Source organism: Novipirellula methanifontis (assembly GCF_052161655.1).
GTDB lineage: Bacteria > Planctomycetota > Planctomycetia > Pirellulales > Pirellulaceae > Novipirellula.
The window spans coordinates 8245001-8259044 of sequence record NZ_CP197418.1 but is presented as its reverse complement, the minus strand read 5'-3'; the positions used below and the strand labels follow the sequence as shown (position 1 = coordinate 8259044).

The 14044-nt window shown below is 53.5% G+C and carries 8 protein-coding genes; 6 read left to right on the top strand and 2 right to left on the bottom strand.

Going from position 1 to position 14044, the window contains the following annotated elements; translation table 11 throughout:
* The first annotated feature begins 134 nt into the window (after positions 1-134).
* Positions 135-1502, top strand: coding sequence for a ribosome biogenesis GTPase Der (der, locus tag SH528x_RS29265; RefSeq protein ID WP_442506975.1), 1368 nt, complete (start codon positions 135-137; stop codon positions 1500-1502).
* Here der and SH528x_RS29260 read toward each other — a convergent pair.
* The gene (locus SH528x_RS29260; protein WP_442506974.1) at positions 1499-2251 is read right to left on the bottom strand and encodes a PIG-L family deacetylase; all 753 of its coding nucleotides are present in this window, start codon (positions 2249-2251) and stop codon (positions 1499-1501) included. The two genes, der and SH528x_RS29260, sit on opposite strands and share 4 nt — an antisense overlap.
* Before the next feature lie 64 nt (positions 2252-2315).
* Between SH528x_RS29260 and SH528x_RS29255 the strand changes: the two genes are divergently transcribed.
* The 3 genes from SH528x_RS29255 (at position 2316) to SH528x_RS29245 (ending at position 9636) form a co-directional block, all read left to right on the top strand.
* On the top strand, positions 2316-2504 hold the full coding sequence (locus SH528x_RS29255; protein WP_442506973.1) for a hypothetical protein: 189 nt from the start codon (positions 2316-2318) through the stop codon (positions 2502-2504).
* A gap of 548 nt (positions 2505-3052) precedes the next feature.
* Positions 3053-7450 carry a hypothetical protein gene (locus SH528x_RS29250; protein WP_442506972.1) on the top strand — a complete coding sequence of 1466 codons (4398 nt, stop codon included), beginning with the start codon at positions 3053-3055 and terminating at the stop codon, positions 7448-7450.
* 110 nt (positions 7451-7560) lie between these two features.
* A complete protein-coding gene (locus tag SH528x_RS29245) occupies positions 7561-9636 on the top strand; it encodes an esterase/lipase family protein (protein ID WP_442506971.1) in 2076 nt (691 codons plus the stop codon).
* A 47-nt stretch (positions 9637-9683) separates the two neighbouring features.
* Here SH528x_RS29245 and SH528x_RS29240 read toward each other — a convergent pair whose 3' ends face one another.
* On the bottom strand, positions 9684-10112 hold the full coding sequence (locus SH528x_RS29240) for a carbon storage regulator (protein WP_442506970.1): 429 nt from the start codon (positions 10110-10112) through the stop codon (positions 9684-9686).
* A gap of 438 nt (positions 10113-10550) precedes the next feature.
* Between SH528x_RS29240 and SH528x_RS29235 the strand changes: the two genes are divergently transcribed.
* Positions 10551-12359: a peptidylprolyl isomerase gene (locus SH528x_RS29235; RefSeq protein ID WP_442506969.1), complete on the top strand. Its 1809-nt coding sequence runs from the start codon at positions 10551-10553 to the stop codon at positions 12357-12359.
* Between the two features lie 301 nt (positions 12360-12660).
* A complete protein-coding gene (locus SH528x_RS29230; protein ID WP_442506968.1) occupies positions 12661-13956 on the top strand; it encodes an aminotransferase class I/II-fold pyridoxal phosphate-dependent enzyme in 1296 nt (431 codons plus the stop codon).
* The last annotated feature ends 88 nt before the right edge of the window (positions 13957-14044 follow it).

The following is a 14044-nucleotide window of genomic DNA, read 5'->3' as shown; positions in this document are numbered from 1 at the left end:
AGCGAATCTAGCTAGGAACGTCTTCTAGGGCTTTGTGATTTGGGTCGCCGAGAATAGGATTCAGTGCTTAAGCGCATAGTCACATTGTTGTTCGCGTACCCCTGTTAGTTGTTCCCGCACCCCTGTAATCACGAATGCCCGTCCCTCGAGTCGCAATTGTCGGTCGTCCCAATGTAGGCAAAAGCAGCCTATTTAACTGGCTTGCGCGCCGCCGCCTTGCCATCGTCGACGATTACGAAGGCGTAACGCGGGACCGAATGACGACGCTGATCGAATCGAATGACCGTTTTTTCGAGCTGGTCGACACGGGAGGAATGGGGGTCGTCGATGCAGATAATTTGAGTGACGACGTCCACAACCAAATTGAAATCGCGATCAATACCGCCGACGTGATCGTGTTGGTGGTCGACGTACAAACGGGTGTGATGCCGTTGGACGAAGAAGTGTCCGAGCGTCTTCGAACGATTCAACGTCCGGTGATCTTGGTCGCCAACAAGGCCGACCAAACACACCAAGACCTGCTCGCCGAAGACTTTCAGCGACTTGGCCGTGGTCACCTGATTTGCGTTAGCACGACGCAGAACCGTAATCGCGAAGACTTGTTGGAACTGATCGTGGATCGTTTGCCCGAAGCGAACGACGAAACGGTCAAAGAAACGCAAATGAAAGTCACGATCGTCGGGCGACGAAATGTCGGCAAAAGCACGTTCGTCAACACGCTTGCCGAAGACGACCGCATGATCGTCAGCGAAGTTGCAGGGACCACGCGTGACAGCGTCGATGTGATTTTCGAGATGGACGGCCAATCTTTTATGGCCATCGACACGCCAGGACTTCGCAAACGCAAGAGCCAACGAACCGACCTCGAATATTACGGAATGCACCGTGCTCAGCGAAGCGTTCGTCGAGCGGACGTGGTATTAATATTTTTCGATGCGGGCGAAACCGTCAGCAAAGTCGACAAACAGCTGATGGGCTACGTGATGGAAAATCACAAGCCGTGCATTTTCGTGATCAACAAGTGGGACAAATATCACGGCCAAGTGCCCACCGATCGTTGGGTTCGCTACATTCACGCCCAATTCCCGACGCTCACTTATGCCCCGATCGCATTCATCACCGGCCAGACCGGAAAGAATGTCAAAACGCTGCTAAATCACGCGACGATGTTGTTCAAACAAGCTCGCGAACGAGTCACCACGGGGCAGCTGAACCGGCTGATTCGAGCGGCCATCGACGCCCATCCGCCCGCGATGTACCAAAACCGTCGGCCCAAGATTTACTTTGCCACGCAAGTCTCCACCGAACCGCCAACCGTGGTGTTGATGTGTAGCGAACCGAAGGCATTTACGGCCGATTACAAGCGTTACTTGCTTGGCGTTTTGCGAGACCACCTGCCGTTTGGTGAGGTGCCGATCAAGATGTATCTGCACCGCCGTCACCGCGAGGGCGACGAAGAAGGTGAAGAGGAAAGCACGCCGAAACGCGGAAAACGCGATTAGTCCATCAACGGTTCTAGCGCCAGCGTCAGCATCAGGTTATCCACCGCGAACGGTTTTGCCGCCGCAAACGATTCACCGGCCGTCACACTGGCGGCCGCACCGGTCACGGTCGCAGCAGCCCGAACACGGGTGACAATGTTCGGTTTGTGTTCAAACTGGGTTTTGTAACACAGGATGGACTCGATCTTGGTTTCGATCGTGTCGCTGATGTCGACGATTTGATGATACGGATTTCCCGCCAACGTATCAGGCTCGACTGCCAAGCGATAATAAAGTTGTCGCTGGATCGAGTGGACGGGCAAACCGGGAAAGTACTCGTCCCATTTGGTCAGCCGGCTGTAGAAAACCGCGGCATCCGTGATTTGCATCGCTTGCCAATGATCAGGCGACGCCATCGGGGTTTTTTCGCCAAAACCAATCACTAGCTGAGGTCGATAACGGCGAAATTCCTTGGCCAAGGCGACGCGATGTTCGAAACAGTCGAATAAACGGCGGTTAGGCAAATCGAGCTGGATTCGTTTTTTCACACCAAGCACCTTCGCGGCCTCTTGTGCTTCAAGCAGCCGGACCTCGGGACTTGGCGAGTTGGGTGTCGGTTCGCCATCGGTCAGATCGATGATGCCGACTCGATATCCCTTGTTGGCAAGTTTCGCCAACGTTCCACCACAAGCGATTTCGACGTCGTCTGGGTGTGCGCCGACCGCGATAAGGTCCAGCCGCTCGGGCAAGTCGATTTTTTGATCCGTCAAAGCTGGATCTCCCTTCAACATTCAAATGTTTTCGTGCCATTGCCTGAACCTTCAAGCAATCCCGATGCAGTTTGCGGCCTGGTTGCCGCCGCGACAACCTGGGCTTCGTTGGAGGGGCATCGTGGTTGCAGCGAAGATGACGCTGGAAACGCTGGGAAATACCTTGATCCGAACACTGAGCCCTCGCTTGGTGCGGAAAGCAGCAGCCTACGCGCTGCATGATTGGGACGAACGTCACAAACGGACGTTGTAGCAATCTTGAATTGCAATTTACAGCGGAACGGATCAAGAAATTCGGCTTGGACCACAGAGTCGAACTAGTCTTTGTTGTGTCAGCGGGACGCCGAGGCAACATGAGTTCAACAACCAGATATTAAGCGTCCCCCCGTGCGAGGCGGGGTCGGTCTTTCGAGATCGGCCTCGCCTTTTTTCGTAGCGTTTCAAACCATCGGCAGCTTTTCAAACGCCCACTGGTGTGTCGACGAAATAATTCTCGTTTTTTTTGTCGTCGAACGAACGTGACTTTGGCACGGTGCTAGCTTTCATGAAGGTAGGGTCAAGCCAAATGGGGCATTCGATTCAGTGTGCTGAGGTAGATTGCAACACCTGTAGCAAAATGCAACACATACAATCGTCATGTTCGACACCTCAACGCGGCGAAACCCCGTTTTTTTCGTAGCAAAAGAGATACATGGGAAATAGACTCTCTAATGGGAGAGTGCTTTTCTGCCCTACTTTCCGCTATTCAGAACCAGAACACAGCAAAACGCGTTTTCTGTCACTCGCGAAAGAGATAATCAGATGGGATTGCGACAAGTCGCACTAATCGTTCAACAATCCGCCCCCCTCAAGCTGGCGACCGGTCTGCTGCTTTCTGCAGCGATTTGGATTCCCACAGTTTCGGCTGACGAAACATCGAGTGATGGGGGACAAGTCCGGGTCGCGAGCTACAAAATGCCTTCGGGTGATGCGTACTTCGCAGCTTCGCTTCAACCATCGGCGAGTGATTCGTTGATGAATGCAGTTCGCGACGCGGAGGCGGATATCGTCATCGTCGTGGACACATCGGCGAGCCAAGTCGGCGAATACCGTCGCGATTCGATCGCGGCCCTCCGCAGTGCCATCGAGCAATTGCGAACGGGGGATCGTGTTCGCTTGTTTGCTGCGGATGTCAAGACGGCCGATTTGAGTGGCGACTTCGACTCGCCAAGCTCTTCGATGACACAAAACGCGATTGCGAAACTGGGTCAACGTTTGCCGCTTGGAAACACCAACCTAATCACCGTAATTGACTCGATTCGAGCGACTTTGGTCGGCGAACCCGCCAATCGAACTCGCAGTGTCGTTTACATCGGCGACGGATCGTCGCTGGAAGCGAACGCGGACAAAAAACGTTTCGAAGCTTTGGTAGATACATTGCGATCGGATCGCATTTCGGTTCACAGCATCTTGATCGGCCCCACAGCGAACATCGAAGTGATGGGAATTTTGGCCAATCAAACTGGCGGCGTTTTGGGAGTGGTCGGAACCGGAGAGAATGTGAGTCCCGTCGAAATCTCACGCCAGGTCGGCAAGTCGGCCTCGATGTCACCGATTTGGCTTAGCGATGCCAAGCTGACTGAGGGCATGAAAACCGTTCAACAAGATCGTTTGCCACCGCTTCGTCTGGACCGCGACTCCATTTTGCTAGGCCACATGAAGATGGCCTCCGGAGAGGTCGCGTTCCAATTGAAGGGTGAAACGACTTCAGCCAATGTTGCTATCCAGATCGATGGCACGATTGAAACAAGCCATCCCGACTTTGCGTTTTTGCCAGGTTTGGTTGATGATTCCGCCGACAATCGCGGACTGATGTTGGCCACTGCCGGTTCGCCGATGCTGCGTGAAACGGCTCATGCATTGGCCACTCAATCCGAAGATCTCGTTCGTGCCGCAAACATCGCCGTCAAGCAAGGCAACATGCGTGGTGCAAAGGCGATCGCCGAGAAAGCACTCAAGGCCGATCCGAACAACCCCGAGGCCAAGGCAATCGAAACGGTCACGGAAGAAGCCAACACGCTGATCATTCAAAATCCAGCCGACTCGCCTTTTGATGACATTTTCGGCGGTGGTGACGCCCCGATGGACGAGGGCGGCGATGTCTTTGGCAGCGACACCGCGGCAGAAGCAGGCGGTGATGTATTCGGAGGAGACGATCCTGCACCCGCTGTGGTCGAAAATGACCCGATGGATATCCAGGACGAGGCGCCAGCGGCTGCAAAACCAGCAGCTGCTCCGCGACAACCCGCTCCCCGTGCGGCGGCACCGCCAAGAAATGTGGCTCAGCCACGAAACGCGGCTCCGATGCGAGACAACAATTTCTTTGGTCCTGCGGCGGGTGATGACGAATTGCTCGAATCTGGTGGCGATTTGCTCGATCGAGTCGAGGCCGAACAATCACTAGCCGAAGGCCGTCTGCGTGCCGAGGTTAACTCGCAACTTCGTGCAGCCCGCCGCCAATTGGTGGTCGACCCGCAGGGAGTCTCTGGATCATTGAAGTCATTGCTCGGAAGAATTGAGATTACGGCAAACGTCAGTCCAGCAGTGCGTAAAGAATTGATGGGCGAAGTCCGTTCAGCCATTCAGCTTGCCAGCAGCAAAGAAGCTCGCTTCATGGATGCTCAAGCGAACCTTGAACAACAAGCCAAGGGTGCGAACTCGATGACGCGTTTGCTCGAGGAAACCTTCCGAACCGAACAGTCGCTCAAAACACTGTCCGAGCAAATGAACGCCTTGATTGACGAAGGACGTTACGAAGAGGCGGACGGTGAAGTCTCGATTCCCTTTGCTCGCTTGGCAGGGGATACGATCACACGTGACTCGACCGCAGGACGTCAATTCATTGATTATCCGTTGTGGCTGCAAACCTATGCTCGCGATCGTCGCTACACCGAAATGCGAGATCGTAACTTTGTCGATGCATTCTCACTCGTTTTGAAAGCGGCGATTCCGTTTGTGGATGAACCCCCCGTGGTTTGGCCCGAAGCCGATGCGTGGCAAAAACTTAGCCGACGCCGCATTGAGCGTTACGGTGCGATCGAATTGGTTGGTGACAACGACACCGAGCGTCGAATTCAAGCCACGCTCAGTGACGAAACAAGCCAGATTTTTGTAGAAACACCGCTTGAGGAAGCGATCCAGAAAATCGCTACGGACCACGATATTCCTATCGTCATTGATCGACGTGCTTTGGAAGAAATTGGTCTAACCGCAGACAGTCCCGTCACGATTGAACTTAAGAACGTTTCGCTTCGTTCGTTCATGCGGCTGTTGCTTCGCGAACTCGACTTGACCTACATGATCAAGGACGAGGTGATGCAGATCACCACGCAAGAAGCGGCCGAAGAAAACCTCGTTACCAAAGTCTATCCCGTCGGTGACCTCGTCGTTCCTGTTATGCAACTCGGCGGCGGCGGTATGGGCGGCGGCCAGGGCGGCGGTATGGGTGGCGGCATGGGCGGCGGTGGAATGGGCGGCGGCATGGGCGGCGGCGGTATGGGCGGTGGTATGGGCGGCGGAGGCATGGGCGGCGGAGGTATGTTTGCCGTTCCTGATGACGTTTCGCTACAAAACAAAACCACGGCATCCACTCCTGCGACTCGCTCGGAAAACGCTGCGAGCAAACCGGTTGCGAAACCTGCCAAGAAAACGATTTCACGCTTTGATATCAAACCGATCCGACTTCAAGTCGCCGAGGGTCAGTCCAAAGCCGAAGCATGGGACCAATTCTTTGCGTCTGAAAAGATCGAATCCGCTGAAGACCTGACTCGTTTGGATCAACGCATTCGTTCAACGGTTCGCGAGTGGTCGACCAAAGCGTTGAAGTTCCAAGAATCCGGCAAGCCCGAGCAAACCGTGGCCTGTTTCGTAGAGATGCGAGATACGATTGCGGCTGCCATGCGTGCCGGACACGTCCAAACATGGATGTATCAAGCCTACGCAATCGCTCTCAAAGCAACGAACGCTCCAAAAGAGGAGATTGAACGCACGCTGCTTTCAGCAGTTGACTTTGCCGAGACTCCGGAAGAAGTCCTGCATGTCGCTGCGAGACTCGAAGAAGTTGGTTCGGGAGCTGCGGCGCTGCAGTTGTGCAAAAAGATTTCAGCACTCGATCCCTATCGACGCGAACCCTACTTGATGGGACTTCGCATCGCTCAGCAACTGAATGATGTCGACGCCTTGTCGTGGGCATGCAGCGGTGTATTGAGCCAGGCGTGGCCCGAGAAATTCCAACCGATCGTCGAACAAGCTCGCTTGGTTGCTCGTGCAACGCATAGCGAATTGATTGCCGAAGGCCGAACCGAAGATGCCCAGAAGTTCAGCGATTCGCTGCGACTTGCCGCTTCGCATGACGCGATTGTCCGTGTTTCCTGGACAGGCGACGCCGACCTTGACGTGGCTGTCGAAGAACCATCGGGAACCGTTTGTGCAATTGACAGCCCCTCGTCGGCTGGCGGTGGCACATTGCTGGGCGATTCATTCCCCGGTCGTGGTGACGATGAACTAGGCACCGTTTCAGAAACCTACCTGTGCCCGAAAGGTTTCACAGGAAAATACCGATTGTTGATTCGCCGAGTTTGGGGTGACGTTTCCACTGGAAATGCCACAGTCGAAATCATCACCGACGTAGGCCGTCCAACTCAGCGATTCATTCGCGAAGAAATTCCAATCGGAGAACAAGACGCGTTGGTTGTCTTTGAAGTCAAAGAGGGACAACGCAAAGAAGACATCGCAGCGGCTCAGCTTGCTCACTTGCGAGACGTCCAACGTGACATGAACCACGACGCACTTGCCCAGTTTGCTGGCGATGGTCCCGATGCGGCTCAAGTCCTGCAAAATCTTTTCAATGACGTGCAATCGTTGACAGGCGGATCCGTTGGGGGCGCAGGAGGTGCTGGTGGAGTTGGCGGGCTAGGAGGCCTAGGTCGCTTCAATCGTGGTGCGGTTGGTTTCCGACCTGAAATCACACAGCTTCCCGAAGGAGCCTCGGTTTCGACCCTAGCGATCATTTCGTCGGACCGTCGTTATGTTCGAATCAGTCCTGTGCCCACGTTTTCGCAAGTCGGTGACGTGCGAACGTTTAACTTCGTCGATGGAGATAGCGGCACTGTCCCGGGCGGCGGTGGTGGTGGCGGCCTCGGTGGTGGCGGTTTCCAATAGGGAACACAAGCTAAGGTTGACAGCGAATGCCCAACGTTTCTAACGTTGGTCAAAATTGCCTTTAATGTCTCTAACTTAGCGGTCTTGCCACGTCAGGACGATGGATCGGAATGCCGCAATTGCTCGCAACGGAATGCGTGACCCACGACTTTCGCACCCACAGGGATGCGAAATCGGCAACTACGCGCTCTTATGCGTCGAATTCGAGTGCCGCGAATCCGCTAAACCAAGCGACCGGCATTTATCTTCTACTCCTGTTCACGCTGCTTGGATTTGGGTCGGGTTGCACATCCACCCGTTATGTCTCGAATCGCTCGATTCGAGAGAATCCGCTCGCCACCAACCTGAAATTGGTGACATTTCGCGGCCCTGAGGTCAGCGAGCGAACATGGCACACGTTGAATCGGTTTGGTTTGGAAGACCAATATGCGGCCGATCGCAACAAATGCTTCGCGAAAATTCGGCAAACCATCAACGAGTCTCCCGATTCCGATTTGGTTTACGCGTTGAGTGAACTTTCCTATGTGGAGGGCAAAAAGGCGGAACGCAGTGGCGATTCGCTGAATGCACTGAACCATTATGGAATCGCACTCACAAATTCGTACGATTATTTATTCAGCGACGATCTGCAGATCACTCGCAATGCGTTTGATCCACAATTCCGTGCAGCATGCGATTTGTACAACGAATCGCTTGAGGACACGCTGCGAATCTTATGCAGCGAACATCGAATCGAACCTGGCAGCAACTACACCATCTCGACTCCTGATCGAGAATTTATTGTCCGCACCGAAATGCGAGGCAAATGGAAACCCGAGGAGTTCGACCGATACGAGTTCGTCAGTGACTTTGATATCGAGACGCTCAACAATCGGCATACCACCTACGGGCTTGGCGTTCCCTTAATCGCGGTGCGAAAACCCGCTGACAAAAGTGATGCCCGCGAACGCTACTATCCTTCGGGATTGAGCTATGCCGTATCTGCGATGATGCGTTGTTCACCGGGGACGTCAGGCAAACGAACCGGCGAATCGTCGACCTGTGTACTGGAATTTTTTGATCCGCTCGAAGCAAACCAAATTGAAATCGCAAAACAGTGGGTGCCACTGGAAACGGATCTCACGACACCGCTTGCCTATTTCTTAGACAGCCCTGAATTTCGCAAACGCAACCATGCGACCGAAGGCTTGCTGGACCCGGATGGATCACAAGAGAGGCGAGGCATCTATATGCTCGAACCGTATGATCCTGAACGTATTCCCGTTTTGATGGTCCATGGACTTTGGTCGAGCCCGCTAACGTGGATGGACATGTTCAATGACCTCCGCAGTTTTCCCGAGATCCGAGAACGCTATCAATTTTGGTTCTATCTTTACCCGTCCGGTCAACCGTTTTGGATTAGCGCTCAACAACTGCGTACGGACCTCGCCTCGATGCGAGGATCCTTCGATCCCGGACATCGTGACCAAGCGGTCGACAACATGGTGTTGGTCGGACACAGCATGGGAGGGCTCGTCAGCCGTCTGCAAACAATGGATAGCGGCGACGATTTCTGGAAAATTGTCAGCGACCAACCTGCCAACGAGTTAAAAGGGGCAAAAGAAGATCGCGTCAAACTAGTTAGCACGCTGTTCTTTAAGCCCAATCAGTCCGTGGGTCGCGTGATCACGATTGGAACTCCCCACCGCGGCAGCGACTTTTCGAACGATTACACACAGTGGTTGGCTCGGAAATTCATCAAACTTCCTCAAATGTTCGTATCCACCGGACAGAGATTGACCCGCGAAAATCCCGACTTTTTTCGTGATACGGATTTGTTGACCGCCGTGAATGCGGTGGACTCGCTATCGCCAAAATCGCCCATTTTTCCGGTCATGCTGAGAGCAAAGAAATCATCCAACGTCAAGTTTCACAACATTATTGGCGTCTTAGAAAAACCTTCACTACTGAGTTCCAAATCGCGTAAAAGTGATGGTGTCGTGGAATACGCCAGTGCTCACATGGATGACGTGGAAAGTGAAATCATGGTTGACGCGGAACACACTCGTATTCACATGACAGGGAAAGCCATTTTCGAAGTTCGCCGTATCTTGCTCGAACATCTTCAAAGCGTCGACGCTAACGATCGCGTCGCGATTCAGCCGAGCGAAGCACCGATGCATGCTGCGGACGCCTACCGACGTTAACCGGATGCATTTCGTGTGCAGTCGCGTTTTCTCAACAACAGACCGCTCTATTGAGCGATTCCCACATTCACATCGCTTGGCAAAAATGCTGCCAAGGGAGCTGCATTCTTGCGGACTGCGTTGCCGCCTGCGGGCACACGGGTCATGTAGATTTCGCCCGACAACGATCCAACACGATTCGTTGCAGCAGCAGGCACTTTAACTTCGGCGGACGAGTCACGTCGTTTTGCTGCATGCTTTTTTGAGCGGCCTGTGACCATCGTTGGGTGTGCAAACGCTTCTTCCCGCTCGCTCAAAGAATTTTCGTCAGCCTCAGCTGCGTTATCCAACGCTTCGAGTTCCGCACGAATCACTCGAATGTCGCGGGGGGCGTCGATGCCGATTCGCACCGTGTTGCCTTGCACTCGAATCAGCGTGATCGTGATGTCGTTGCCAATTTGAATCTTTTCATCAAGCTTGCGTGTTAAAACCAACATGGCAGTGTCCTTTGCGTTTAATTTCGTCGTCGAGATAGAGAAGTCGTTACCGTTTCGTTTCCTGAGTGGATTCGTCTTGGCAACGAAAGAGGGTTAATGCACGAGGTGTGCCAAAACTCAAAAAGAAATCCCGCAATAAGCTGCAACTCGTTTTCAAGAAACGACTTAAGGCAAAGACGTGGTTCCGCTCTGGCTCGTGGCGATGTGTTACTTCCGTAGGAATTACAAATCATTTGTAGATCGAGTCATGTCTACGCTTACGGCATTCGTCATTCACGTTTCTTGCCCCGACCGCAAAACTTTTAGTCTTGAGTCGAAATAGGAATTTTTCCTATGTTCCTGCTCGAAGGCACTATCGCTCGAGAATGCAGTTGTAAGCTGCCCATGTAATTTCTCGGCGATGTCAACGATCTCTGTCGGTTCAAAGGAGTGACCGCCATGCCCCTAACATCCAATCAACTCAAGCAGTGGATGACTTCGCTGCTTCGCGTCGGCCTCTATCTGACACTACTGCTGAGCGTCATTCTCACATCGCTCAGCCATCCGGTTGCGGCTCAGGACACTTCGAACGATGTCGTCGCGGTCGTCAATGCCGATCCAATTACCCGCAAAACGCTGAACGAAGAGTCGCTTCGCCGTTACGGCCATGACGTTCTCGAGAACATGGTGAACCGCCATTTGATCCTACAGGCCTGTAAGACGAGTGGAATTGAGGTCACGTCCACCGAGGTTCGAGAGGAAATCAACCGCATCGCTTCGAAATTTGGCTTGTCGATGCAAGCCTATTTGCAACTGCTGCAAGAAGAACGCGATATCCAGCCTGACCAATACAGCCGCGAAATTGTTTGGCCGATGTTGGCGCTACGTCGCTTGGTCAGCAACCGTGTGCAAGTCAGCGACGAAGAATTCAACAAGGCATTCATTGCCCAGTTTGGCGAAGCAGTCAAATGCCGATTGATCATGATGGCAAGCAAGACAGACGCTGAAGCATTGCGTCAAAAAGCAGCTGCAAATCCTGATCAATTCGCGTCGCTAGCCAAAGAACACAGTGAAGACGAGGCCAGTGCAAGCGTGGGCGGGTTGATCCCTCCAATTCGCCACTACACCGGCGACACTCGTTTGGAAGAGGCCGCGTTCGCATTGCAAGACAACGAAGTTTCTCCTGTACTGCAACTTGGCGATCAGTGGATTTTCCTTCAAGCAGTGCGTCGATTGCCAGCTACCACGCCAAGCCCGCAAGCGATGCCCAGCATCCGCGAACAGATCAACGATCGCATTCGAGATGAAAAGATGCGAGGTGCCGCGACAGATCTTTTCGCTCAACTGCAGGCTGATGCTCAAGTCGTGACCGTATTGGGTGACGCCGAGAAAACTCAGCAATATCCTGGCGTTGCTGCGATTATCAACGGACAACAAGTGAGCTTGGCTGCGGTTGCCGCCGAGTGTGCCAAACGTCACGGAAGCGAAGTTCTCGAAGGCGAAATTAATCGCAAACTGCTTTCGCAAGCACTGAAAAAAGCCAACAAAGAGGTCAAGGATGCTGATCTTCAACAAGAGATCCAGCGAGCTGCTGCGAGCTTTGGCTTTATGGCAGCCAATGGCCAACCCGACGTCGACGCTTGGATGAAATCGGTAACATCCGATGGAACCACGACGCAAGATTTGTACATCCGCGACGCGGTGTGGCCGAGCGTGGCACTTAAAAAACTAGTCGAGGACTCGGTTGCTCTGAACGAGCAAGACATCCAACAAGGATTCGAGTCGTCCTACGGACCGCGGGTCGAAGTGTTGGCAATCGTATTGTCGGATCAACGCAGTGCTCAAAAAGTTTGGGAAATGGCTCGCGACAACCCGAACGACGCCTTTTTCGGCAAATTGGCTGAACAATACAGCGTCGAACCGGTTTCGGCGAGCAACATGGGCAAAGTTCCCCCGATTCGCAAACACAGTGGTCAACCAGCGATCGAGCGAGAAGCGTATGCAATGAAACCTGGCGACCTGAGTGGAATTGTTGTCACGGGCGACAAATACATCATCATGCGATGCCAGGGGTACACCGACCCCGTGGTCAAGCAAATCGAAGATGTTCGCTCGGAACTTGTCCGCGATCTGTCAGAGAAAAAGATGAATATGGCGATGAATGTCCGCTTCGATGAACTCAAATCGGCGGCCGAAATCGACAACTTCTTTGCCGTGGCGAAACAGCTCCCGAAAATGGCTACCGCTCCTCAACCCACGAAAAAATAGCTCTACTTTTCCTACACGTGATGTGCAGGAAACGAGCAGAATTAGGAAGCCCAGCATTAATGCTGGGCTTTTTTTACGGCTAGATGGGCCCCTTGAGCCGCTGGAAAAGCCAATACAACCCGCTTTTGGGCTGAGTTTTTAGGGTTTGCGGGACTCATTTCTTGCTGCAAAGAACCGATAACCCCTGGGCGATTGCTGGTGTCTGGTCGACAATACCTCGAAACCGGCAACGGCGGTACGATTCGCCTGCGACCACGGTTTCGAATTTCCGATCTGACAAATACCTTTTGGCTTGAATGACATGAGTCAACCTTTTGACGCTGATACGCCCAACATCGATGCTCCTGCGATTGCACCGCTGACGACCGATCCTGTTCCGGAGCCGTTCGAGGTGAAATTTGCCTCTCGCGTCGACCGGCTGCCCCCTTACATGTTTGGGCGGATTAACAATTCGCTGTATCAAAAACGGCGAGCGGGTGACGATGTCATCGATCTCGGCATGGGCAATCCCTCCGATCCACCTGATCCGACCGTGATCCAAAAATTGATCGACGCCGCGTCGGATCCTGGGAACCATGGCTATAGCAAGTCCAATGGGATCGCGAATCTGCGAAAAGAAGTCGCGAGCAAGTACAACCGGCAATATGGTGTGCGGCTCGACCCGGACTCTGAAATCATCGCCTGTTTAGGCAGCAAAGAGGGTTTCTCGCATATGTGCTTGGCGTTGATGGGGCCGGGCGATACCGCCATGATCCCCTCGCCTTATTTCCCCGTTCATATGTACGGGGTCATTTTGGCTAGCGGCAACGTCGTCGCGTTGGACGTCGCCGATCCGGATCGATTTTTGCGTAATGTCGCGTACACATGCGAACATATGGCTCCCAAGCCAAAGGTTTTGATCGTCAATTACCCGCACAATCCTTCGTCTGCGGTGATTGAGCCTGATTTCTTTGTCGAAGTCGTGCGGCTAGCCAAAAAATACAAGTTCATGGTCATTCATGACTTTGCCTATGCGGATGTCGCATTTGACGGCTATCAACCACCAAGTTTCTTGAGTGCTCCAGGTGCCAAGGACGTGGGCGTCGAGTTCACCACCATGAGCAAGGGCTACAACATGGCGGGTTGGCGAGTCGGGTTCTGTGCCGGAAATTCCGAGATGATTCGCGGTTTGGGGACGATCAAGGGCTATTACGACTATGGCATGTTCCAAGCCATTCAAATTGCGGCAATCGTGGCGCTGCGAGAAACCGAGGCGAGCGTCGAGAAACAGTCGATGATCTATCAAGGTCGCCGCGATGCGTTGGTCAGCGGACTTCGGCGACTGGGGTGGAACCTAACCCCGCCCAAAGCAGGTATGTTCGTATGGGCCGAGGTCCCCGAGCCTTGGAAGAGCAAGATGAGCACGATGGACTTTGCCATGAAATTGCTCGAAGAGGGCAACGTCGCGGTCAGTCCGGGCAGCGGATTTGGCAATGCGGGCGAAGGCTATCTGCGAATGTCGCTGGTCGAAAATGAGCAGCGACTCCGTCAAGCCGTACGTCAGATCGCAAAATGTCTATCGACTTCCGGGGCGCCTGCTCCGAGTGCGAGCACATAAGCCCGCAGTCTCATTGATTCATGATTTCATGATCGTGTGAGTGCATCGATTCGCTCGCATCTAGCGTCGATGGGTTATCCTGGATTGG